Genomic DNA, 23,340 nt, shown 5'->3' on the forward strand with positions numbered 1-23,340 from the left:
GCACTTTTGTGGGTGTGGGAGAGTAGGTCGTTGCCGGTTTATTTTTTGAGAAAGACCCCGTATCGAGAGATGCGGGGTCTTTTGTTATATATACTGTACCCCTCCTCGGGGCACTCGGTTTAGGGCTTTTGCGGTGGGCTGCTGGGGAATTTGCGGTAAATGCATAACGGGGTACTCAATGCGAGGTGGGTAATAGATGTGCATCACAAATAGAAATCTGGGAACTTCCTGAAGGTGAACACTAGATGAACTCACCTCAGCGTTCAGTGTGTAGTATGTCGCCTACTGCCCCGGTTTAGTGAAGAATCCACATAAAACAACTTAATGATTCTGGTGGGTGCACCCTTTTTGCCTAGTGGTAGCGGGTTTCTCGGGATGATGGACGAACAACCCCACGAAACACGCACCTAATCGTGTGGGTTTGCGTGTTATTTCGTGTTAAAACCGAATACTTTCGATTTTTGGGGAAGCGACAGATAATTCTCTTGTGACTACAGAACTCATTATTCTCGTGATCGTGGTGCTGACCGCGCTCGCCTTCGACTTTACGAACGGCTTTCACGACACCGGCAACGCGATGGCTACGTCCATCGCTACCGGCGCGTTGAAGCCGAAGACAGCCGTGGCTCTCTCCGCATCCCTGAACCTGGTGGGTGCCTTCCTCTCTGTTGAGGTGGCACGCTCGGTCGGTAGCGGCATCGTGAATCTGGACCGTATCGACGTAACCTCGGACGGCCCCGCACTGATGCTCATCGTCTTTACCGGCCTGGTGGGCGGCATCCTCTGGAACGTGCTGACCTGGCTGCTGGGCCTGCCCTCCTCTTCGTCGCACGCACTGTTTGGTGGCCTGATTGGTTCTGCGCTGGTAGCCATCGGCTTCGACGGCGTGCAGTGGATGGGCGTGCTTTCCAAGATTATTGTTCCCGCGGTCCTCTCCCCCGTCATTGCCGCAATCGTGTCGGCAACCGGCACCTGGCTGGTGTACCGCATTGCTGCCCCGGTGGCCGATGAGCGCAAGCACAGCGGCTTCCGCAAGGGCCAGGTGGCTACCGCATCCCTGATGTCTCTGGCGCACGGTACGAACGATGCGCAGAAGACCATGGGCGTCATTTTCTTGGCTCTGGTGGCTTCAGGTTCTCTTAATAGCGACGACGCCATCCCCCTGTGGGTCAAGGCCGCCTGCGCGCTCGCTATCGCCCTGGGAACCTACCTGGGCGGCTGGCGCATCATTCGCACCCTCGGTAAGGGCATCGTTGAGGTGGACACCCCGCAGGGTGTGGCTGCCGACGGTGCCTCCGCCGCGATTATTCTGACCTCTTCCCACTTCGGTATGGCTCTGTCGACCACTCACGTGGCGTCCGGCTCGATTCTGGGTAGTGGCCTGGGCCGTAAGGGTGCCGAGGTACGCTGGTCCGTAGCGGGTCGTATGGTGGTCGCCTGGCTGATTACCCTGCCGGCTGCCGCGATTGTGGGTGCTCTAACCTGGCTGATTGGTCACGGCTTGAATGCTCTGACCGGCACCCAGTTCATTGGCGAAATGACCGTGTTCGCTCTGCTGGTTATCTTCTGCTTCCTGATGTGGCGTCACTCCCAGAAGGACAACATTGACGCTTCGAACGTGACTGGCGACTGGGATGAAAAGGAAGGCGCTGCAGTCACCAGCGCTGAGGCATCCGCAGACCAGACTCTTGCTACTGAGAAGGCAGGTTCGTAAGCCATGGCATATCTGTTGGATATCGTAAACAAGATTATTCCGGTGCTCATGGCCGGTCTCTTCTTCGGTGCGGGTCTTCCGGCGCTGTATGCGCTCGGCCTCCGCCTCATGGCGGGCCGTACCGAGTACACGGCGGATGGTCAGCTGGTGGAGATTGAGCCGCCGAGCACGGTGGCTAAGATTGCCGCCGGGATTGTTTTTGCTATCATCGTAGCAATCGTAATCATCGCCATTCTCTGGGTTGCTAAGGACTTTATTCACCACACGTTCGGCTGGAATATTTTCGGCGTCACCGGTGGAGGTCACTAGAACCGTGAAACACACAGTGAATATGATGATGACAGTATCGAAGGAGGGGCTAAATGCCTGATAAGGGCATCATCTCTCGAGTAATCGACTGGCTGAGCGTTGGGTATCCCAAGGACGTCCCCGTTCAGGACCGTGCAGCCGTGATGGCCATCCTGAAGATGCGTCTGACGGATGAACAGCTGCAGGAAGTGGTCCGCCAGCTTATGCAGTCCCGCGCTGCTCGCGGTGAGGCATACGTGAGTGACCAGCGAATCAACGAGTACATTCGTCGCGTGGTCGACCATACCCCGACCCCGCAGGACATCGACCGAGTAGCTAAAATTCTGGGTGCACACGGCTTCCTGATTGCAGAAAACCATGTGAACGAGGATGCTGAGCCCGCCGGTCGTACGGAGTATGTGCCGTACGAGGACCCGACGACCGGTGAGATTCGTATTGCGGAGCTGGCCGCCGAGTCGGCAAACGTTGCATCACCGCAGATCGCTGAGTCGGATGACTAAAAATTCGAGGGTTGGCTGAATAGACAACCAAGAGGCCTACCGGGCGAATAATTCGTCCGGTAGGCCTCTTCTATGTCCAGGCTCTCGCTCTAGGCTCCGTCACCTTGACGCCCCATCGGTGTATTCTTACTCCGCTATCTCTCACTCTGTGCGGTCCTCGACCGTCGCTCATCCCCGGAGGCTCGATGTCTTCTTCGCAGATTCCCGAATCTCATCAATCGGACAAATCTACCGGCGCGCGAGGCCGCTTCGCGGCCGTAGGAGACGCCGCAAAGCGGCGTGGACGCGACCTGGTGGTTCCCCGACGTTCCCTGCTGCTGACCGGTGGCGTCATCCTGGCGGGTGGTCTTATCGCTACGGCACCGCGCATCGCCGCTACCGGCCTTCTGGGTGAGGATGCCGCCGTCACGGTTTCCGTAGAAAAGTTGCTGGCTCGCCGCGAGCGTCGTGTGCGCGAAAATATCGATACCCGTTACCTGCGCATTGAATCGCTGGAGCGTATTAACGTGGGTAAGGGGAACGAAGAGCAGAATCTGCGACTGGTGGGTTCCCTAGCGCTCACGGAAGCCGCACAAGCGGATTTGCCGGCCGCTGCGGAGGCGCTGGCCCAACTATCGGTTTACGGCTCAATACAGCGTCTGAGCGTCACCTACGGCGGTGTAGACCCGTTTAATGACCCGCATGGGGGTAGCCAGCGCACCAATACTCCGGTCGCCCCGCTGCGTGTGAACGATTCGGCAACCCTTGACCGGGAGCAGTGGCTCAAGCTCCTCAACGCATCAGCCGCGCTGGGAACCAACGCGGACTATACCCAGGGGATCGCCATGGCGGACGAGCTACGCCTAACCGCGGTCATCGAGGAGGGCGAGTATGCCGACGTGGTTCGTCGCTTCCGCGCCCTGGGCAGTCTGGGCACCTCAGAGGAGCGTGTGAAGCAGATACAGCTCTACGCGCAGATTGCCATCTCTAAGGCGGTGAAGGTGCCCTCGGGTGGCGAGACGAAGATTGCTGTGAGCGTTGCGGAACCGGCCCGCGTGGCGGTGGCGGCCGATGCTCTGGATAGGGCGGTCACGCCCGCTGAGTTGAGCACCCTCGCAACTTTCGCGCTAACGTGGAACGCCCGCCAGGAATACCCAGTCGCCGGACGGGACGACGCCCTTAAGCTGGGGTTTAAGAGCCCCTCATCGAAGGATGAGCAGGCAAAAGAGAAGCTGAAGGAAGCCATTCGCCGCTACCTGCAGGAAGAGTCTGGGCCGCTGAACGCGGTGTCCAAGCGTGAGGCGAATGTGCCCGGCGAGGTCATCACGGGAGCGTAGCGCGTCGGCTTCCCTTTGAGGAGGCTTAGCGATGCTGTGATGGGTCTTACGAAAAAAATGTCCGTGAGGATTTGGTGATGTCCGAACCGCTGGTATAGACTGGTAGGGCACCACGGGGGCGTGGCGCAATTGGTAGCGCATCTGCTTTGCAAGCAGAGGGTTAGGGGTTCGAGTCCCCTCGCCTCCACTTTCCGGTGATTATAGCAAGAGGGAAACGCCTGGATCCATTCCGAACCCAGAAGCTAAGACTCTTCGCGCCGATGGTACTGCACTTTTGTGGGTGTGGGAGAGTAGGTCATTGCCGGTTTATTTTTGAACCGAGAACCCCATGTCGAAAGACATGGGGTTCTTCGCGTATCCGGGATATAGCTACGGGGAAGCAAGGTGGCGGCTTCACACGTGACCGCGCCCCCACGCTTATCCCACGCACGCAAAACGGCCGCTCTCCGGAGAATCATCCGGAGAGCGGCCGTTCAAGCTAGATACGCGCTAGAGGCGGGAAGAACGTTTAGGCGTTCTTCCAAGGATCCTCAACGGGGCGAGCAGCGTTGTATGCGGCCGCGCCTGCGACACCCAGCGCCACAACCAGGCCCAGGAAAGCCAGACCCTTGCGGGGGCGCTTACCGCCGTTGCGCTCGATGCGTGCCAGCTCCTTCTCCGCGGCACGAGCGGTCTTTGCGGTGGCCTTGCGGGCCTTCTTCAGGGCGTTCTTCTTGCCGGTCAGCTTCTCGGCGAAAAGCTCAGCAGCCTTGCCCTCAAGCGAGGACTCAGCGGCAGCCAGGGACGAGACGACAGCCTGGGCCTTAGCAGCCTTGCGGGCCTTACGCTTCTTGCAGCAGAACATGGGGTGACCTCCATCGGTTGGGCGCCGCGGCGGTAAGAATCGCCGAGACGCGCGTAGTGTTCACCTCTCAGGATATTCAATTCCGGCCTAAAAAGCCCGCCCGACAGTGCGCCCGGGGCGAAAAAACACGTTGTATGGCGAATGAGCGCCAGCCCGTGCCACAATAGAGCCATGACTAATGCAACTGCTAAGGCAACTATCCACACCAACTACGGTGACATCGTCGTGAACCTGTTCGGTAACCACGCACCCCTGACTGTCGAGAACTTCATCGGCCTGGCCGACGGTTCCCGCCAGTGGAAGCACCCCCGCACCGGTGAAATCATGAACACCCCCCTGTACAAGGACGTCGTGTTCCACCGCATCATCAAGGACTTCATGATTCAGGGTGGCGACCCCCTGGGCATGGGCGTTGGTGGCCCCGGCTACCAGTTCAAGGATGAGATTCACCCCGAGCTCTCCTTCTCCAAGCCCTACCTGCTGGCAATGGCTAACGCAGGCCCCGGCACCAACGGTTCTCAGTTCTTCATCACCACCGTTGAGACCCCCTGGCTGAACGGCCGCCACACCATCTTCGGTGAGGTGACCGACGAGGCGTCCAAGAAGGTTGTTGACGCTATTGAGGGCGTTGAGACCGGCTTCCAGGACCGCCCGGTCAAGGACGTTGTCATCTCCTCGATCGACATCGAAAAGCTCTAATAAACCCCATCAGAAGGCTCATACGAGCATTCTGCTGAAGGTGTTGAGAAAACACGTATAGTTCAGGGGCCCGCCAGGATTCTTCCGGTGGGCCCCTGCGCTTATATGCCCCCACACCACCCCGGTTGATCCGGCACACCACCCCTGGAGGTTCAGTGGAGAACTTTCCCAACTACGCAGGCTACGGGCAGAGCCCTACCGTCTGCGTCAACCACCCCAACCGCGTTAGCTACGCCCAGTGCAAGCGCTGCAACCGCACCGTCTGCGGCGAATGTCAGGTGGCGCTGGATGTGGGCATGGTCTGCCCCGACTGCTACCGCGACCTCACTGATGGCAGCTCGAAAGCACAGGGTTCGAAGGCAAAAGGCTCGTTCCTGGCGCGCCACTGGCACATTACGTACACGCTCATTCTGATTAACGTCGCGGTTTACGGTCTGCAACAGATCATTCCCAACGAATGGGTGGTTAGGCATGGCAACATCTGGTGGCCCTACGTCCAGCACGGCGAGTACTACCGCATCATCAGCTACGGTTTTCTGCACATGCAGAACGACCCGATGCACCTGGTGTGGAACATGATTAACCTCTTCATCTACGGTGTTTCCCTCGAGCGCATGATGGGGCGCTGGAAGTTCCTCCTCGTGTACCTGGGGTCTATCGTCTTTGGCGCCTTCGGCGTGTATGTGCTGGCGTCTGACACCAGCGTGGTGGGTGCCTCCGGTGGTCTTTTTGGTCTCATGGGCTCTTTCTTGACCCTGCTAATCGTCAGGAAGCAGAAGGACACCGCACGAGTGTTCGTCATGATTACTGCCCCGAACATCATCTATAGCATTCTGACCCCGTCGAATATTTCCCACGCATGCCATGCGGGTGGTTTTGTCGGTGGTGTGCTGCTGACCCTGCTGTTTGTCCCGCTTGTGGATAAGCCCGAGTCCTCGGAGCCTCCGCAGCAGAGCCCGCAGCAATGGCAAAACGGCAGGTACTAAGCCTGAAAATACGTGAAAAATCTTCGGAAAATCCGGCACAAAATCCTTGGAGAGGCAGTGGAGAACTTTCCCAACTATATGAATTACGGGCAGAGTCCAACGGTCTGCGTTAACCACCCCGACCGGGTCAGCTACGCCCAGTGTGGGCGCTGCAACCGCACCGTCTGTGGCGAATGCCAGACGGCACAGGGTGCGGGTGTAGTCTGCCCAGACTGCTATCGCGAGCTTAACGGGGGTAACGCGAGACCGAAGCGTTCCTTCATCGCCCGTCACTGGCATATTACGTACACGCTCATCCTGATCAACGTCGTGGTGTACGGTCTGCAACTAATCATCCCATTCCGTTGGATGTACAACCTCGGCATGATGTCTGGTCCCCGTGTTCACCACGGCGAGTACTACCGCTTGATCACGCACGGGTTTGTGCACTCGCAAACTGACCCGATGCACCTGGTGTGGAACATGATTTACCTCTTCATCTTCGGTGTGTCCCTCGAGCGCATGATGGGGCGGTGGAAGTTCCTCTTCGTATATATGGCGGCTACCGTGGGTGCCGGCTGCAGTGTGTACCTCTTCGCCTACTCTCGTGGTGCCGTGGGCGCATCAGGCGGTGTGTACGGCCTCTATGGCGCGTTCTTCGTCCTTCTGCTTCTTCGGAAGCAGAAGGACACAGCGCGCCTCTTTATTCTGCTCATGGGTATTGACGTTGTGCAGAGCCTCTTCCACCCGAATATTTCTCACGCGGGACACTTTGGCGGTCTTGTCAGTGGCGCACTAGCAACCCTGCTGATTATCCCGTTCGTGAAGAAGCCCGAGTCTTCGGAGCCGCAGCAGCAGAGCCCGCGACGGTGGTTCAACGGCAGGTATTGAGCCTGAAAATCCGCGGAAAACCGCCGCAGACGAGGGTTATCCACAGAGGTTTTCCACACTGTGTATAACTACATTCGTGTAATTCCACGAGTGTGAGTACATGTTTAAAACCTGTGAATACAGGCTAAAACAACCGAATTACACGGGGTGAATTACACGGGTGTAAGAGTTTTCCCCAGATTTCTCCACAGATGTGGAAAATCTTAAATACCAGGGTGTGTGTAATTACAAAAAATTCCGGTGCTACGCACCGGAGAAACCAAAAAAGTGCCCGGAAGGATCAATCTTCCGGGCACTTTCACGTATCGAGCCCCTCACGGGGCGAAGAAGCGGCGGGTGCGAACCTAGTTCGCCTGAGCCTCCGCCTCCTCAACCTCCTCGGGAGTGAGCTCCACGCCGGTGTACAGGCGGAACTGCTCAGCAGCCTGCAGAGCAATCACCTCACCACCGTGAATAACTTCCTTGCCGGCCGCACGAGCCGCGCGAATCAACGGGGTCTCAACGGGCATCGCCACCACGTCAAAGACCACCTGAGCCTCGGCGATAGCCTCTTCGGGGTAGGACAGCTCCTCGCTCTCCTCACCGCCCGCCATGCCAATCGGGGTCACGTTCACCAGAATCGGTGCGCGCAGGTTGCCTACCTCCGGCGCCCACGCGTACTCGTAACGCTCTGCCAGCGCCCGGCCGGTCTCCTCGTTACGCGCGATAATCATGCCCTGCGCAAAACCGGCATCGAAGAAGGCACCAGCCACCGCAGCGGCCATGCCGCCCGAACCGCGCAACAGGAACGGCAGCGACGAATCCACATTGTGCGAGCGCAGCAGAGAGGCCACCGCGATCACATCAGTGTTGTACGCCTTCAGGAAGCCGTCGGTGTTCACAATCGTGTTCACCGCACCAATCACCGCAGCCGAGTGATCCATATCGTCCATCAGCGGGATAACAGCCTGCTTGAAAGGCATAGACACCGAACAGCCGCGAATACCCAGCGCACGCACACCGGCGATAGCGCCCTCAATATCGGTGGTGGTCATCGCCTTGTACAGGTAATCCAGCCCGTGCTTCTCGTACAGGTAGTTGTGGAACTTGATGCCGTGATTCGACGGGCGGCCCGACAGCGAAATGCAGACGGTCGTATCACGATTCAGCGGAGGGCGACCCATTTTAGGCCTCGCTACCGGAGTCGAGGGTGTTCTCGATCAGCTTCTTTACCTTGTTGCGGCTCACCAGGTCGGCCACCACGAAGTGGGTGTCGCCGGTGTCGACCGTAGGAACGACGGCGTTGCCCTCGTTGAGCGCCTTGACGTGTTCCTCAGCCTGCGGATCCTCCCAGATGTTGACCCAGGTGGCGTAGTTGCCGAGGTCGCCCAGCTTGGCGTCCAGAGCCTCGCAGTAGGGGCAGCCGGGGCGCCAGTAAATGACGACACCGCCGTTCTTCATAACCTCGCGGGCCTGCTCCTGGCTGGACTGCTGACGTTCGAGCATAGTTCCTCCGTGTGTTGGATGCGCCGGACGGATTATGTGAATCACGCGGGAGAGCCCGGCCCGGGCGCGCTAATACTTACCGTTTAAAGCATATCCCGGTGAGCGGAATTGAGCTTGCGGATTTTCTAAAGGGGAACTTCTGCCAGCGAATGGGAAGACGGGGCGTTAACGGCGCACACCCCGTGCTCCAAGCCGCAGGGGCAGGAACGCGGGGCGTGCACAGGCGCGAGATATCGCGGGCGCTTGCGAGAGTGAGAGATGAGAAGGAGAGCGATACACGGCAATGAGCATGCCGCTGCTGAGTGATGCTTCGGGTGCAGCATCGATGGGAAGCACCCGAAACGAGGTGGGAACCCCACCTTTGGTGGTTGAGTGAAAACCTAGAGGGGACGGCCCGTCTGAAGGCTGCCCGTCGGACGCGGAGTATTCAACCGTATCCGAACAGAAGGATTCTCCAGGGCCTTTGAACCACGCTGATGCGGAGCTCAAAACCCTGGAGAACCGTGGGATGTTTCAAGCCGCATCCCGAAATAACCGCGAAGCGCGGAAAAGAGGCTTACTTGTCGCCGAGCTTCTGAGAAACTTCGTCAATCTTATCGTTGATGACGTCCTCAACCTTGGCAACGTGCTCGTTGCTGACAACGTCCTTGCCGGCCTTGTCGTTGATGGCTTCCTTAGCCTTGTCCAGACCGTGCTCAACTGCCTCCTTGACCTTGTCGAGGTTCTGCTCAACGGTGTTCTTGATGTTGTCGAGGCCCATGCGGGTCTCCTCTCTGCGCAATCGCGCGCTCTCATATGAGGTATATTCCGGATTCAACGGAGAACCGGAATATGATGTGCGAAAGAACCTGTTGCCTAAATCGCCCGGCGCTCGCCGCGGTGAAATTTTATGGCTTACAGACTGGCCTTCTCGATAAGTTTACCCATGTAGGAAAGCAGGAAGAGTCAGGTTGCTGTTTGGCGGGTTATTTTTTGAGTAATGCTCAAACAATCGTGGCTTATCCAGAGGTTACTGCGGGGCGGGGGAGCGGGGCGGTGAGATAAAACTCGCAGGAAACTTTCAGATAAGAGTGGTGTTCAAAACCGTTGTGTGTGCCGCACGCGACGGGCTAACGCCCGAAAGAGCGGGGTTCACCGCCCCGCGCGCATCGCAAGCTCCCCCCTCAAATCGAGGCGCGGGAAACCGTGGCGAGGGTACTCTGCGAGCATCTAGTTCACGGGAATATCGGTCATATCAGTCGCCGCCGACCAGTCGTGCGAAGCCGCAAAGCCCGCCGTCATCGGCAAAAAACGCGGGGCCGCGTAGCCGTGCACGGCGTAGCTCGTCGCCACCGCCTGGGCCGCCTCCTCCAGGCGTTCGGTCGGGATAAGTGCCATGACAGCACCCCCGAAGCCGCCACCCACAATACGTGCGCCCAGCGCCCCGTGCTCCAGGCACACGCGCACCGCCTCGTCAATCTCCGGGCGGGAAACGCACAGCTCATCGCGCATCGACACAAACGACTCCGTAAAGATGCGGCCGGCCTCCTTAAAAGCCGCCAACCCCAGCTCGTCTGCGTGCTGCAGCAGGTAGCTCGCGCGACCCACCAGCGTCATATCGTGGAAAGCGTGACGCACCCAGCCGCGCGGGAACGAACAGGGACGCCCCGAGTCCTCCAGGGCATCCAGCGCGCGGTTTACCGAAGAGTCCACCAGGTCGGCGCGCCACGCCTTCGCGGTACGCGCATCCATACCCTTACAGGAGAGGTCCTCCGGCAGGGCATCGCGCAGGAAACGCAGGCCCAGGGCCTCCGCACATGCCTCGGAGGCCGCGCGGCGAGCCGCAAATCCGCCGTCCGTCAGCTCGTGCGGGGTATTCGTATCAATCACCAAAAAGCTCAGACCGTGCTGGGCGATGTCCACTCGCACCGGCTCAATCGAAAAGTCTCGGAAATCCACCACAAGCGCCTGCTCCGGGAAAGAACGCAGCGACGCCGTCTGATCCAGGCCGCCCGTCTGCGCACCCGCCACCTTATTCTCGGCCGTGATGCACACCTGAGCCAGGCGGGCCCGCAGCGTGTCATTATCGGCCGGGGCTACATCCGTTTCCGAGCAGTCCGGGCGCAGGGGGCACGAAAGCTCAAGCAGTGCGAGCGCCGTCGAGCACTCCAGCGCGGCCGAGGAAGACAGGCCGCCGCCCACAGGAACGCGAGAGTTGATGAGAAGATCCGCGCCGAACGCGTCGGGGAGCATGATGTCGCGCCCGCCCTCCTGATTCATCGCCCAGGCCACGCCCGCCACGTACGTGAACCAACCCTTCAAATGGCCCGGCTGGATATCGCGCACCACAACCGTGCGCTCGTCCCCCGGCATCTGCAGTGAGGAAGCACGTAGCACGCCATCGCGGCGCAGAGCACCCGCAATATACGTGCGGTAGGGCAGAGGCATAGGCAGGCACGAGCCCCCCAGAAAGTCAATGTACTCGCCCAGCAGGTTCAGACGGCCCGGCGCAGACCACACGCCGTCCGGCTCGTAGCCGTAGGCGGTAATGAACTCCTCGCGGACGCGGGCAATCTCCGCGGTGTGGCTGGGGAAGGCCGCCCACTGGGCAGTAGCGGTCATGGACATGGGGACACCTCGCTTACGCCCCGCGGGGCATACGGAATCTGTGCGTACCTCCCCGTGACGAATACGTCCGGAACACGCAACTCGGCGCAGAGGTATCCCCTCTAGACTACGGCAGAGGGACGTTCTGGCTCGAGTCACGGGCGGTTTGGGTGGTGAGCGCTTGGACGCTAGGTGACGCAAAAGCCCCGCGCCGTAGCGGTGCGGGGCCTACGAATAGAAGGCTGAGTGGGGCGAGTACGGAGTTTAGTCCTCCTGAGTGTACGGGGGCTGAACAACCATCATCGTGTCGATGGCCGACTGTAGATCCCTGCGGTAACGGTTAAAAGCATTTTCGATGAGCGGAACATCGCCGCTTGCCACCGCCTCCTGCGGGGAAATGAGCGGTAGCGTCTGGTATTCCTCCACCAGGCTGAGCGCGGTGTGGGTCAGCAGGCGGGCGCGGCGCAATGCCTCAGCATGGCCCATGCCCAGCGACTGAAATTCGTGAGCCATCGCCACCACCGGCTTCAGCTCCCGCGGGTGCAGAGCCAGGCTCAGACGCACCACCTCGGGGCACTCGCGGATGGGGTACAGCAGTGAGAAGAGCGTGTCGCCGCGCTGAATCATGGAGGCACGCACAGCCTCTACCGTCGGCTCGGCCTCCTCCGACATCGACTTCGGGGCGCGGGCCAGGATGTAGTCCGCCAGCAGAATGAGTAGCTGCTGCTTATTCTTCACGTGGTAGTACAGGGCACCGGGAGCCACGTGAAGCTCCTGAGCGAGGCGGCGCATCGAAAGGTCCGCCAGACCGTAGGTCGCCAAGACCTCGTAGGCGGTATCTAGAATCTTTTCACGGGAAAGTACCACGTCTCTATTTTAGGGTGTTTGGCGCTCCGTCATTGACATCATGCACCGGCTGGAAAGCAGAAAAAGCGTAAATTACGTGAGAGAAACGGTGTAATAATTGGTGATTCTCACGGCTCAGAAATAAACGTTTCGCGTTTTAAAAGCGACTTCGCTATTAGGCGCTCCTAAGAAGTTGAGTGGCACGAGATATGCCACGCTCTGGGCATAAAAATGCTCCTGGAGCCCCTAAAAACCGCCAATGCAGGCAAACCTCGCGAGCGCACCCCTGGCGCGCGGGTGTTTAATAGCCGGTATGAGCAATGCATTTTCTGAACTAATCGAGCGGGCGGGCTCCGAACAGCCCCTGACCCGCGATGAGATCCACACCCTCCTGGTGGACGGGGAGGGTCAGGACTTCGCCCTGATTGAAGCGGCCTCCATTCTGCGCCGCAACGAATTCCGCAACATGATTGCTGTCCACACCGAGAACGAGGAACTTGCCGACGCTCTAGGCACCCGCTCCATTGCCGTGGACTCCTACGACGTTCTCGACATCTCCCGCGACATTGATTCTGAGGAGCTGGCCGAGACCATTGAGCGCATTGCCGCTTCCCCCGCTATTGGCGTGACCGTACTGCTGCCGAAGAACGCTGTGCCCATGATGCTCATGCGTGTGCTGTCGATTCTGCGCCTGGCCGCCCCCTCCAAGGTGATTCACCTGCCCGAGGGTTACGACCAGTCCCTGCGCTCGCTGACTTCCCTGGCCATGCACGTGGTCAGCGCCATTACCATTACCGACGATATTGAGCAGTGGCCCATGGTCAACGAGATTCTGAAGTCTCTGCGCCACGGCGGCATTGTCATCTCCGGCACCGGTGGACGCGATGCCCTCGCTGGCTACCTGCGTTACCTCTCCGACCTCGGTGTTGACCTGATGGGTCACCGCGAGGCGCGCGGCTCCGCCTGCGGTTCGGTCGACGGTGGCGGCTGTGGCTGTGGCTCGGGTGGCTGCGGCGGTCACGAGGAGTCTTCCTCCGGCGGCTGCGGCTGTGGTGACGGTGGTTGCGGTTCCTCCGCTGAAGCTCCGGCTGAGGCTCACGGCCACTCCCACGGTGGTGGCGGTTGCTGTGGCGGCCACGACGAACCGAAGGAAGAAAAGGGTGGCTGCTGCGGTGGCCATGACGAGCCGGAACCGGTCGTGGAGGAAGCTCCCGCTGGCGGTTGCGGCTGCGGTGCCGGTGGGTGCGGCTCTAAGTAATCCGCTAGAGGTAGCTACCCCAAGCAATATATTCCAAAAATAGAATTTTCCCCTGAATAACCTGCTGAAAAGTGAGGATATTCAGGGGAAAACTCTATATTCCACATAAAGCATTAGGCTTAGAGGTAAACAACACCACAATAAACGCTGCAGAACCCCCATATCCGAAAAGCGGAATGAGCCCCTCCGGTAGAGTAGAAAGACGTAGCCGACTAACCCTAGCCGTGCGAAAGGAACAACACCGGACCAATGCTTTACCTCTCCGTTATTGTCATCATCCTGATTGCGACCGTGTTCATGGTCAGCATTGGTGATCGACTCAACCTCCCCTGGCCGGTCATGATGACCCTGCTCGGCACTGCCGCGCTCTTCATCCCCAACCGACCGGACATCACCATCGACAGTGACATCATCCTGCCGATCTTCCTTCCGCCGCTACTGTGGGCCATCGGCGTTAAATTCTCCTGGGGCACCCTGCGCCGCCGCTGGAGATCAGTACTGCTCTACTCGGTCCTTCTCACCACCGTCTCCGCCCTGGCAATTGCTGGCGCGGCCATGTGGTGGGTCCCCGGTATGACCATCGCCGTCGCCCTTGCCGTCGGTGCCGCCGTCTCCCCGCCCGACCCCGTCGCCGTGGAAGCAGTCGCTGAGCCCGTCGGTATTCCCCGCCGCCTCATCGGCACCCTGCAGACCGAAGGTAGCTTCAACGACGCTATCGCAATCGTCCTCTTCCACGCCGCAATCCACTCCATGACCAGCGGCCACCACATCGAGCCGCTCTCGGTCGCCAAAGACTTCGTGCTCGGCTCGATCCTCGCGGTCATTATTGGTTACATCTTCGGCTGGCTCGGCGGCTACGTTCGCCAGCGCGCCCACGACGTGGTCACCAGCAACGCCGTGACCCTCGTGATCCCCTTCGGCGCCTACCTCGCTGCTGAAAGCGCGCACGCCTCCGGCGTTATCGCCGTGGTCATCGGCGCTATCCAGTTCACCAGCACCAAATACATGGCGGCACTCGAAGCGGAAGAACGCCTCTCCTCCACCTCCTTCTGGCAGATTATTGAGCTGCTCATGACCGGTGTCGCCTTCGGCCTCATCGGCCTGCAGGCAAGTAGCATCATCGCCACCGCCGACCCCTCCCGTACCGCAGGCCTCTTCGCTGACGGTGCCCTGGTCGCACTGGTCGCCATTCTGGTGCGCCTCATCTGGTTCACCATCGTCTGGCTGGCAGGACGCAAGAACCCCATCCACGAGGGTGCCCCCGAAAGCTTCGCCGAAGTTATCATCATGACCTGGTCCGGCATGCGAGGCCTCGTGACCCTGATTCTTGCCCTGTCCATCCCCGTGGTCAACGGTACCGAACAGGTCCGCCAGGACGCCATCGTCATGATGCTCTCCGTACTCTTCTTCACCCTCGTGCTACCCGGCCTGACCCTGCCCATGCTCGTAAAGGTCCTTGGCGTGCGGGCCAACCATGAAGAAGAAACCGCCGTACCCGAACTGCTCAAGATCGCGCAGATCGCGGCCCTCGAGGCGCTGCAGGCAGAAGCGAAGGCAACCACCGACCCTGAGACCTACGCCCGCGTGAAGGAAATGTGCTCCGCCATTACCCGCCGCGACGAAATCAGCGAGGCACTGCCCGAAGAATACAAGCAGCACATGGAGAAGGTTAAGGGCAAGAGGAACGACTTCGTGCGCCTGCGCGACGCCGCCCTCGTCGCCGCGCAGAACGAGGTTATTTCTGCTCAGGACCGCTACGACTCCCACGACGTGACCCGCGTGGTGCGTAAGCTGGACATCCTGGCGCAGGCCGAAAGTATCCGCTCCTCCGGCATGTTCATTCTGCCCGCAATGACGGCCGGTGCCGTGGCCCTGGAACGCTACAACCTGTGGAAGCAGTATCAGGACGCCCCGAGCACCCAGAACATCCCGGTCGTGAAGAACGCGCCCGCCTCGCCTCTGCCCTCCGTGGGGGAGAGCTCCTAACCTCTCTGGAGAAGGCCGACGGCCGGTTGGTAGGTCTACCGATTCCCGCTCCGGGGTATATATGCCCTGGAGTAGGGAATAAGGAAGACTAACGCTCAACCATCACCTAAAATGGGACAGGAAGCGTTGAACACGCTGTAGCTCTCTCAAACTCACAATGCATTGAAAGTAGACATGGACTTCAAGACTCTCTCGCCCGCGTACCTGACCTCCCTTGGCGCGATTTTTTGTGGCGCGCTCTTGATCGGCTCCTCAACCCCCTGGGTTCTGTGGCTGGGATGGATTCTGCTGATTGCCGCCCTGTGCCTGAACGTTCTGGCCGTGCTGCTCTCGGTGGGTAAGGCAAAGGGTGACCCCGTTCCGGCGCTCGTGACGAACCTGGACGGACTGGAGTCCTCCGTTGAAACCCGCATCCGTGAGCGCGCCGAGCACCGCCGTGAAGAGCGCGGGCGCCGTGAGGAAGAAGACGCCCACGCCGCCGAACAGCCCTCGGAGGCTCACGAGCAGGAGGCGGAGCCGGCTCAGCCCGAAACGGCTCAGGACGAGCCTCGCGAAGAGGAACCCACGGAGTCTCAGCCGGTCGTGCAGGCCCCCGCTGGTCGCCTGGGTGTGCTGCCTTCTCGTTCCCGCGCGGCTGGCCGTGCCCCGAAGCCCCGCTCGAACGTTCGCTAGGTGGGGGTTATGAACACAAAGTTTCTGCTTTCCCCGGCGTACCTGGTCTCCATCGCGCTGCTACTCTCGGGTGCGGTGCTCTCGGGTGGTCGGTTCATGCTCATCGGGTGGATTTTGTGCATCCTTGGTGTGTGCCTGAACGCTATGACCCTGGTGGTGTTGACCAACCGCGAACAGCTCTACGCGATGGACGCTCGCGCGGCCGCCGGCACGCTGCGCCGCGGTTTCTCGGAGCGTTCGGCACCCGTGGTGCGGCGCGTTACCGCCGCCGATGAGCCTGCCGAGGCTCCCGAAGCATCGGATACCCCGGCCGCGGAGGAAAGCCGCTAGACCGTTTTCGGTCGCGAGGCCGCCCAATAGCTAACGTGAAGAACCCCCTCAAACCTTTGGTTCGAGGGGGTTCTTCATATCCTAGGGCGGGTAGTATTGGCGGCTAGGCCCGCGCGTCGAGCCTCTGCGCCGCGTACTCGGCGTACTCCTGCACGTGGGCGCGCGCCTGCTCGGTCAGCGCCTTATTTTCGTTCAGGATGCGCTCGGACTGCGCCGCCATGAGTTCCAGGTACTGGCGATCCCGGGTCTTCTTCCAGGCGGTGAGTGCCGCCTCCAGCTCCGCGAAATCCCTGAGAGCTTGCCGTTGCATCGTGTAGCGCACCCACATGAGCACCAGAATCAGCACCAGCGGAATGAGGCACGCCCAGCTCTGCCACAGCCCGTACAGCGCCGCCGCAATGGCACCCAAAACAATCAGCACCGGGGAAATGGAAACGATGGGGGAGTCCGGGCGGTTCTTCTGGTTCTTCACGAGTGATTCACGCGCCATAGCGCGGAAGGTGTCAGAGAAGCTGGACGGGTCGTAGGACTGAGCAGGCTCGGCCTGCTGGCTCTTCCGGGACTGATTCTTGCTGGGCTGGTTCTTACTGGGCTGAGAAGCGGACGGGCACATGGAAAACCTGACTGGGGTAAAGAAACGTAACGGGTGTTTCACGTGAAACGGGGGAGTGGGCGGCGAGCACGCGGAAGTGGCTGGCAGGCTCAGCGCTCGCCGCGCCTAAATGCTGCCGAGAGAGCTTCTACAGGGAAGCCTCAATAAACTCGTACGCCTTATCCACACAATCGGTGGTGACGGCCTTGACTTCGTCGGGGGAGTAGCTGAACGACGCCGAACGGTCAGCGTAGCGGTGCATGTCGATATCGTTCCACGAGTCGCCAATCGTGTACACCTCATAGGAGGTGCCCGGATGCTCCGACTGCAGGTACTCCACCAGATGCTGCAGACCGGTGCCCTTCGTGCAGGCGGGCGGCACGATGTCCAGGAAATCCTGGTTCTTGTGGCAGTCCACCGAGTTGCCAAAACGCTCCAGAATCCAGGTGTACGCCGCCTCGCGGACCTGCGCATCCGGAATCCACAGGGGCACACCCACGTACTCGTGGTTCTGCAGGTCGTCAGCCGCCAGGGGAGTGAACTCCGGCAGAATATTCGTCGAGGAGCCCACCCGGTCGCACAGGCTGTAATCGTTATCCAGAGTGGTCGCGAACAGGGCCACGCCGTCCACGGTGCTGAAATGCTCGTAGCACGCCTGCACAACACTCACCGGAAGAGGCTGATGGTAGATCACCCGGTACTCCCGGTCGGTAATCACCGCACCCGTGTACAGCACGTGATAGTCGAAGCGGATGGCGGTCGGCTCCAGCGCCAGTTGCGTGGCAAAGATGCTCTTGCCCGTGCACGAAACCGCCAGGTTACCCTCCGCCTGCCAGCGGGCAATCGCCCGCTCATTGGCAGGCTCCACGGCTCGGTTAAACAGGATCGTGCCGTCCAAATCGAAAGCCATCAGCTTGGTCATAAAAACTCCTTCACGGAAGGGCTACGTTGCCGCGAACTGCGCGCCGCAACCCATAAAAAACGGGGCGCGGCCGGTACTTTTAAGTGTACCGACCGCACCCCCGTCACTTGAGATATAGCCCCTGAATCTCACGCCTTCACTGAAGGGTGAAAGGGCTCATTCCTCAGATTTTTAGAGAGCCAGGAAGCCCAGGTACGAACCGAGGATACCCACGGCAAACAGAGCGAAAATCAACCAGATAGCGTTGACCTTCTTCTTCAGCAGCCACATGCACAGGAAGCACAGACCCAGCGACGCAAGGCCCGGCAGCAGGTCGTTCAGCACCGACTGAACGGTCACATCCACCATCGCGCCAGCCTGGTTCTTGTAGCTGGTTAGCGGCAACGGAATGTTCACGCTCGTCCAGCGGTACACCAGCGCACCCATCACGAACAGACCCATCACGGAGGCGCCCTGAGTAATCTTCTGCAGGGTGTTGCCGCCCGCCTCGGTTACAATCTGGGTGCCCTTCTCGTAGCCGTACTTGAAGCCGTACCAGCGGGTTGCCCAACGAATTGCGGTCATGCCGAAGAAGAACAGCAGCGGGCCCAGAATATTGCCGGTCACCGCCAGGGATGCGCCCAGAGCTGCCAGCACAATACGTGCGGTACCCCAGAAAATCGGGTCGCCCACACCGGCCAGTGGGCCCATCAGGCCCACCTTAACGTTGGTGATGGCGGCTTCGTCGATGTCCTTACCGGCTGCCTTCTCACGCTCCATCGCAGCGGTCACACCCATAATCGAGGATGCAACCCACGGCTGGGTGTTGAAGAACTCCAGGTGGCGGGTCAGCGCCTCCGCCTGGTCTTCCTTTTTGGCGTAGAAGCGCTTAATGGCCGGAATCATGGAAACCGCGAAACCGATGGACTGCATGCGTTCGAAGTTGAACGAACCGAGCAGGAAAGTGGAGCGGATGTAGGTGTCGACCTTATCGCGCTGGGTGAGCTCGGGAACTTCAACGAGCTCGACGTTCTTGTTTTCAGTCATGGTGATGCTCCTTATTCGAGCTCGTTGTCGAGGTCATTGGCGGCGGCCGGTGCTACGGCGGGTGCCTCACTCTTATGGAAGAGCGGGTTCAGCTGCGTGTACAGCAGACCCAGGCAGGCGCCGACCAGGCCGATAGCAACCAGGTTGAACTGTGCCGGGGTGGACAGTGCCACGAGGACGTCCTTTGAGCTTCCGCCGGGTAGCGGCACAATCGACTGGGTTGCCGGGATAGCGGCGGCGGCGATGAAGCCGAGGAAGAAGAAGGGCATGAGGGCCTTCGAACGCATCATGTTGATGACCATTGCGAAACCGACCACGGTGATCATGCCGCCGGCGATACGCAGACCAACGGTCACCTCGGCGGGAATCATGTTCAGCAGGCGGGTCAGCTCGTCGGAGCTGATCAGCGCCACAATGGCGGTCGGGATGGCCACGCGCAGACCCTGCAGGGCCATACCGCTGAGATGCATCAGCTCGATACCGCGGAAGTTAGCCGTCTTGGCGAAATTATCGGCCTGGTGCTGGAAGAACACCGTAATGGTACGAACGAAGATGGTCAGAACCTGTCCGGCTGCGGCCAACGGCACGGCGATGGCGATACCGGTGTCGATGTTCTGGTGGCCCTGAATCACGACAAGGGCGGAGATGGTGGAGGCCAGAGCCGAGTCGGGAGCCATAGCCGCACCGACGTTCATCCAGCCCAGTGCGATGAGCTCCAGGAAACCACCGAGTATGATGCCGGTAGTGAGGTCACCCAGTGCGAAACCCATCAGGGTACAAGCGACCAGGGGGCGGTGGAACTGGCGTTCGTCCACCACGGATGCGACACCCGCGATGAACGCCACGAGAACAACGAGAATAAACGTGAGGGCGGTCATGCGTCCAGGCCTTTCTGCTTGAGGATCTTTGCCAGGTCAACCGGGGAGTGGTTGGGTAGCTGTTGCACGGTCAGCTTCACACCGCGCTTGAGAAGCTCGCGGTATGCCTCGAGGTGCTCCTCGGAGGCGTACACGGCGTCGGAGAGCTGTACCATGCCGGTCTTGAAGGTGACGCCACCAACGTTCACTTCGTTGATCTTGACGCCTTCGTCGAGCAGTCGCACCACGTCGACGGGGGATTCCACGACGAACATGGTCTTCATGCCGGTGTACTTGGGGTTGTTGTATACGCGGCCGGCCTTGGCGATATCCAGGACGTTGGTCTTCACACCTGCCGGCGCAACCTGCAGTAGCAGGGACTTGCGTAGCTTGTCGTGTGCCGCGTTATCGGAGGCCGCGATGAAGGTCTGCGGCGCGATGAACGGAACCCAGGTGCCCGCCACCTGGCCGTGAATCAGGCGGGAATCGATGCGGGTGAAGACGGCGTCCATGGTGCCGCCGGGAACCTGCTGGGCGGCCGGAACTTCTGCGGCCTTAGCCTCGGCGGGCTTCGCCTCGGCGGGCTTCGCCTCGGCGGGCTTGGCGGCCGCAGGCTGGTTCGCATCCTGGAAGGAGCGAATACCCTTGGTGCCAGCCTTGTGAGCCTTAGCAACCAGGGACTTGAGGGTTGCGCTCTTACGGCCTGCGCCGGAGATGACCTCGATAAGCATCGGTACGTTGACACCGGAGACGACGTCGACGCCCTCGCGGGTGGCTGCGAACTGCGCACCGGCGTTGTAGGGGCTACCACCGAAGAGGTCGACCAGCAGCAGGGTTTCTTCTGCTTCAGATGCCTCAACGATGCGGGTGTACTCTTCGACGAGATCTTCGGGGCCCTGACCCGGCAGGAAGGTGACCGGGTGGACGTTTTCGAAGTTACCGAGGATCATGCCGGCGGTCTTCAGCAGAGCCGGAGCCGACTCGCCGTGTGCCGCCACAATGATGGTGACCATAATGGTCCTCTCGTATGCGTATTGGGTGTGTGTTATGAACCCCGTTCAGGGCCCTGTAACCCTCGTATGGTAGCATTTTCGGTTTTTATTTTGTGGGTTTTTTCAAGGATGCGCACTTTAGGTTTCCGTGACGTTTTTATCGGTGTTGGAATATGGGTTTCCGGGCTCCAAAACGCTTATTTATAGGGCGTCCGAAAATCTCGAGAAGAAAAGCTTGAAGTGCTCGGAGGATAGTGAGAAGAAGCGCTATTCCGCCCCCAAAATAGAAATATTGATGTTTTAAAGGTGAGTTGCTGGATGAATCTGTCACACGTTTGACATAAAATATCGGAAATCCAAGAAGGCGGAAAAATATTTACAAGGAAAATACCTCGCAGGGGAGGCTGTAATAGTAAAACGTGTGGGATTTAGAAAAATCCAACATTTTTCTGTGGTCTGTCCACGGAATGGTATTTCTGGGGCGCCCCGATTGAAATCGCCACTTTTAAAAATTACTCGACGCGCTAAAGCGCGATGAAGGCACCCGCCAGCATGTATCCTCGTAATCCCGAATATTCACGAACACAATAAACCGCCTTTAACGGCCACGCCCCGGCCGGTGCCGACCGCTACTCCTTGATACCCCACATTTCGCGAGCCAGGCGGGCAATATGAATCGTCAGATAGGTCAGCTCGTCCCGAGTCAGCGAATGATTCAGCTGCATCTGCAACACCAGCAGAACCTTCTGCGCGCAGGCGAAGGCGCGGGGCGCATCCGCACGCAGAGCGGCCAAAAGGCTCGGCTGCGAGACACCATCAATTTCCTGGGGCTCACCCTCTCGACTAGCGCGCACGAAGAGGTAGCGCAGGTGCGTGATAAAGCGGGCCGCGCTCACGGAATCCGGGTTAAGTGTGCGCTCGTAGCTGGCCTCAATAATCTCGAAAACCTGCGCGAACACCTCCGTCATGCGGAAGGCCTGCGACATATCCGCCGTCGCAAATTGCGCGTTGACCAGGTGCAACGCCAGCGGAATGGCCTCGCCGGGATCCATCTGAACCTGCAGGCGCTCGCGCACCGCGGCAATCACCGAACGGCCGTACTCCACCTCGCGCGGGTACAGGAGCGTCACCTCGGGAGCGAGCGGGTAGTCCACGCGCACCCCCTCGCGGGCACGCATCACCGCGTAGTGCAGGTGATCAGCCAGGGGAATGATGAAAGAATTCGAGAGCTCCAGCACCCCGTCAGCACGCACGCGTGATTCCAGACCCGTGGCGATGGACAGAATCTCGGCGGGAATCTCGGAAAGGGTCAGGCTGAGGCGCTCGCCCGATATGCCCCGCTCGGGCACAAAGGTCTGCTCGACCGCGGCAGGATCAATCATCTGCCCCTTGCGCTTGCCAAAGGCGATACCACGGCCAATTACCACGGCCTCCTGGCCGAGGTGATTCACGGTGAGGGCGACATTGTTGTTATAGATGCGGCTGATGCGCATGCGCCCTCCTCTGCGGTGATGCGACGGTCGTGTGGTGGTCGGTTATCGGTGCGTAACGCCCGGAAAAAGAGCCGGTGGCGGCACCACGAAAAGCGATTGAGCGTCACCTAATCTAGTACAAATTTTACAGAAGAGACCGGCCGACTGAAGGGGGTACGGACTGGCCCGAAGAGAAATCCCTGCAATCTGTGTATCAGCTGTGACCGGCACATGCGTTCCATATGTTTGCCGCGAAAATATTCGTTCGGCACGCCCGAGTGAGATTCCTCGCGGTACCCTAGACCTATGAGCAGTAAAGCAACCGAAATCGCAAAGAACCTTCCCGCCCTGGAGCACCCGGATGGTAGCCCCATCCGGGCCCTCGTCGTCGATGACGAGGAGATGCTGAAAGAACTCGTCAGCATGGCTCTGAAGATGATTGGCTGGGAAGTGCAATCCGCCGGCGACGGCCCCTCCGCGCTGAACATTGCCCGCGACTGGCGACCCGATGTGCTGGTGCTGGATATCATGATGCCCGGCTTCGACGGTTTGGAGCTGCTCAACCGTATCCGCAAGTTCTACCCCGAGGTGCCCTGCCTGTTCCTGACCGCTAAGGATTCGGTGGATAACCGTATCGAGGGCCTGGCCGCCGGCGCCGATGACTACGTGACCAAGCCCTTCTCTATGGAGGAAGTCATGATTCGACTGCATCGCCTGGTGCAGCGTTCCGGCGTGGCCGCCATCGATGACGCCGAGCTAGTGGTGGGCGACCTGGTGCTGAACCAGGACACCCGCGAGGTCACCCGCGGCGGCGAGCAGATTAACCTCACCGCAACCCAGTTCGACCTGCTGCGCTACCTCATGGAAAACGCGAAGCGCGTGGTCTCCAAGAGCCAGATTCTGGATAACGTCTGGAACTACGATTTTGGCGGCCAGGCCAATATTGTCGAGCTATACATTTCGTACCTGCGTAAGAAGATTGACGTCGGCCGCGAACCGATGATTCACACGGTGCGCGGTGCCGGTTACGTGCTGCGTCCGGCACTGTAATTCGACGTCGTTTTCAACGTCTCGGAAC

General features: G+C 59.8%; 24 protein-coding genes, 1 tRNA gene and 1 rRNA gene. 14 read left to right on the plus strand and 12 right to left on the minus strand.

The features are described from left to right. The first annotated feature begins 487 nt into the window (after positions 1 to 487). The 6 genes from HMPREF2674_RS02330 (at position 488) to rrf (ending at position 4,146) form a co-directional block, all read left to right on the plus strand. On the plus strand, positions 488 to 1,714 hold the full coding sequence (locus HMPREF2674_RS02330) for an inorganic phosphate transporter (RefSeq protein WP_070679240.1): 1,227 nt from the start codon (positions 488 to 490) through the stop codon (positions 1,712 to 1,714). A 3-nt stretch (positions 1,715 to 1,717) separates the two neighbouring features. Beyond that, positions 1,718 to 2,023: a hypothetical protein gene (locus HMPREF2674_RS02335; protein WP_049344507.1), complete on the plus strand. Its 306-nt coding sequence runs from the start codon at positions 1,718 to 1,720 to the stop codon at positions 2,021 to 2,023. A 53-nt stretch (positions 2,024 to 2,076) separates the two neighbouring features. Continuing rightward, positions 2,077 to 2,523: a DUF3349 domain-containing protein gene (locus HMPREF2674_RS02340; protein ID WP_049332253.1), complete on the plus strand. Its 447-nt coding sequence runs from the start codon at positions 2,077 to 2,079 to the stop codon at positions 2,521 to 2,523. 185 nt (positions 2,524 to 2,708) lie between these two features. Further along, entirely contained in the window at positions 2,709 to 3,839 is a 1,131-nt protein-coding gene (locus HMPREF2674_RS02345) for an acetamidase (protein WP_070824712.1), read from the plus strand. A gap of 114 nt (positions 3,840 to 3,953) precedes the next feature. After that, positions 3,954 to 4,026 (plus strand) — tRNA-Ala (locus HMPREF2674_RS02350). A gap of 3 nt (positions 4,027 to 4,029) precedes the next feature. After that, positions 4,030 to 4,146, plus strand: a 5S ribosomal RNA gene (gene rrf, locus HMPREF2674_RS02355). Positions 4,147 to 4,347: 201 nt separating this feature from the next. Here rrf and HMPREF2674_RS02360 read toward each other — a convergent pair. Further along, entirely contained in the window at positions 4,348 to 4,683 is a 336-nt protein-coding gene (locus HMPREF2674_RS02360; protein ID WP_049332256.1) for a hypothetical protein, read from the minus strand. A gap of 171 nt (positions 4,684 to 4,854) precedes the next feature. Here HMPREF2674_RS02360 and HMPREF2674_RS02365 point away from each other — a divergent pair, with 171 nt between their 5' ends. The 3 genes from HMPREF2674_RS02365 (at position 4,855) to HMPREF2674_RS02375 (ending at position 7,238) form a co-directional block, all read left to right on the plus strand. Next, positions 4,855 to 5,382, plus strand: coding sequence for a peptidylprolyl isomerase (locus HMPREF2674_RS02365; protein WP_049347600.1), 528 nt, complete (start codon positions 4,855 to 4,857; stop codon positions 5,380 to 5,382). Positions 5,383 to 5,537: 155 nt separating this feature from the next. Beyond that, the gene (locus tag HMPREF2674_RS02370) at positions 5,538 to 6,368 is read left to right on the plus strand and encodes a rhomboid family intramembrane serine protease (RefSeq protein ID WP_049347598.1); all 831 of its coding nucleotides are present in this window, start codon (positions 5,538 to 5,540) and stop codon (positions 6,366 to 6,368) included. 57 nt (positions 6,369 to 6,425) lie between these two features. Then, entirely contained in the window at positions 6,426 to 7,238 is an 813-nt protein-coding gene (locus HMPREF2674_RS02375) for a rhomboid family intramembrane serine protease (protein WP_049347602.1), read from the plus strand. A 344-nt stretch (positions 7,239 to 7,582) separates the two neighbouring features. Here HMPREF2674_RS02375 and HMPREF2674_RS02380 read toward each other — a convergent pair whose 3' ends face one another. The 5 genes from HMPREF2674_RS02380 to HMPREF2674_RS02400 all read right to left on the minus strand — a co-directional run bounded on the left by HMPREF2674_RS02380 (position 7,583) and on the right by HMPREF2674_RS02400 (position 12,176). Continuing rightward, a complete protein-coding gene (locus tag HMPREF2674_RS02380; RefSeq protein ID WP_049347596.1) occupies positions 7,583 to 8,401 on the minus strand; it encodes a shikimate 5-dehydrogenase in 819 nt (272 codons plus the stop codon). 1 nt (position 8,402) lies between these two features. Then, positions 8,403 to 8,723, minus strand: a complete 321-nt coding sequence (locus tag HMPREF2674_RS02385; RefSeq protein ID WP_049332267.1) for a glutaredoxin domain-containing protein — start codon at positions 8,721 to 8,723, stop codon at positions 8,403 to 8,405. 556 nt (positions 8,724 to 9,279) lie between these two features. Beyond that, positions 9,280 to 9,483: a hypothetical protein gene (locus HMPREF2674_RS02390; protein WP_049332269.1), complete on the minus strand. Its 204-nt coding sequence runs from the start codon at positions 9,481 to 9,483 to the stop codon at positions 9,280 to 9,282. A 449-nt stretch (positions 9,484 to 9,932) separates the two neighbouring features. Beyond that, positions 9,933 to 11,330 carry a galactokinase gene (locus HMPREF2674_RS02395; RefSeq protein ID WP_049344520.1) on the minus strand — a complete coding sequence of 466 codons (1,398 nt, stop codon included), beginning with the start codon at positions 11,328 to 11,330 and terminating at the stop codon, positions 9,933 to 9,935. Between the two features lie 243 nt (positions 11,331 to 11,573). Continuing rightward, entirely contained in the window at positions 11,574 to 12,176 is a 603-nt protein-coding gene (locus HMPREF2674_RS02400; protein ID WP_049332271.1) for a TetR/AcrR family transcriptional regulator, read from the minus strand. A gap of 292 nt (positions 12,177 to 12,468) precedes the next feature. Between HMPREF2674_RS02400 and HMPREF2674_RS02405 the strand changes: the two genes are divergently transcribed. The 4 genes from HMPREF2674_RS02405 (at position 12,469) to HMPREF2674_RS02420 (ending at position 16,401) form a co-directional block, all read left to right on the plus strand. Further along, positions 12,469 to 13,413: a biotin synthase gene (locus tag HMPREF2674_RS02405; RefSeq protein WP_070824713.1), complete on the plus strand. Its 945-nt coding sequence runs from the start codon at positions 12,469 to 12,471 to the stop codon at positions 13,411 to 13,413. 249 nt (positions 13,414 to 13,662) lie between these two features. Beyond that, positions 13,663 to 15,399: a cation:proton antiporter gene (locus HMPREF2674_RS02410; RefSeq protein WP_070824714.1), complete on the plus strand. Its 1,737-nt coding sequence runs from the start codon at positions 13,663 to 13,665 to the stop codon at positions 15,397 to 15,399. Positions 15,400 to 15,573: 174 nt separating this feature from the next. Further along, positions 15,574 to 16,071, plus strand: a complete 498-nt coding sequence (locus HMPREF2674_RS02415; protein WP_049332275.1) for a hypothetical protein — start codon at positions 15,574 to 15,576, stop codon at positions 16,069 to 16,071. 9 nt (positions 16,072 to 16,080) lie between these two features. Continuing rightward, complete coding sequence (locus HMPREF2674_RS02420; protein WP_070483104.1) at positions 16,081 to 16,401, plus strand: ATPase; 321 nt, start codon at positions 16,081 to 16,083, stop codon at positions 16,399 to 16,401. A gap of 103 nt (positions 16,402 to 16,504) precedes the next feature. Here HMPREF2674_RS02420 and HMPREF2674_RS02425 read toward each other — a convergent pair whose 3' ends face one another. The 6 genes from HMPREF2674_RS02425 to HMPREF2674_RS02450 all read right to left on the minus strand — a co-directional run bounded on the left by HMPREF2674_RS02425 (position 16,505) and on the right by HMPREF2674_RS02450 (position 22,283). Beyond that, positions 16,505 to 17,014: a hypothetical protein gene (locus HMPREF2674_RS02425; protein WP_210400118.1), complete on the minus strand. Its 510-nt coding sequence runs from the start codon at positions 17,012 to 17,014 to the stop codon at positions 16,505 to 16,507. Between the two features lie 127 nt (positions 17,015 to 17,141). After that, positions 17,142 to 17,915, minus strand: a complete 774-nt coding sequence (locus tag HMPREF2674_RS02430) for an HAD-IIB family hydrolase (RefSeq protein WP_070824715.1) — start codon at positions 17,913 to 17,915, stop codon at positions 17,142 to 17,144. A 171-nt stretch (positions 17,916 to 18,086) separates the two neighbouring features. After that, positions 18,087 to 18,941, minus strand: coding sequence for a PTS system mannose/fructose/sorbose family transporter subunit IID (locus HMPREF2674_RS02435; RefSeq protein ID WP_070824716.1), 855 nt, complete (start codon positions 18,939 to 18,941; stop codon positions 18,087 to 18,089). Between the two features lie 11 nt (positions 18,942 to 18,952). Further along, entirely contained in the window at positions 18,953 to 19,819 is an 867-nt protein-coding gene (locus tag HMPREF2674_RS02440; RefSeq protein ID WP_070680790.1) for a PTS mannose/fructose/sorbose transporter subunit IIC, read from the minus strand. After that, complete coding sequence (locus HMPREF2674_RS02445) at positions 19,816 to 20,811, minus strand: mannose/fructose/sorbose PTS transporter subunit IIA (protein WP_070824717.1); 996 nt, start codon at positions 20,809 to 20,811, stop codon at positions 19,816 to 19,818. The genes HMPREF2674_RS02440 and HMPREF2674_RS02445 overlap by 4 nt, the downstream gene beginning before the upstream one ends. A gap of 608 nt (positions 20,812 to 21,419) precedes the next feature. Next, complete coding sequence (locus tag HMPREF2674_RS02450; RefSeq protein ID WP_070824718.1) at positions 21,420 to 22,283, minus strand: PRD domain-containing protein; 864 nt, start codon at positions 22,281 to 22,283, stop codon at positions 21,420 to 21,422. Between the two features lie 285 nt (positions 22,284 to 22,568). On the opposite strand from HMPREF2674_RS02450, the gene HMPREF2674_RS02455 reads away from it, so the two are divergent. Next, on the plus strand, positions 22,569 to 23,312 hold the full coding sequence (locus HMPREF2674_RS02455; RefSeq protein ID WP_070483111.1) for a response regulator transcription factor: 744 nt from the start codon (positions 22,569 to 22,571) through the stop codon (positions 23,310 to 23,312). Positions 23,313 to 23,340 lie beyond the last annotated feature (28 nt).

The organism is Rothia sp. HMSC062F03 (assembly GCF_001836905.1).
Lineage (GTDB): Bacteria > Actinomycetota > Actinomycetes > Actinomycetales > Micrococcaceae > Rothia > Rothia mucilaginosa_A.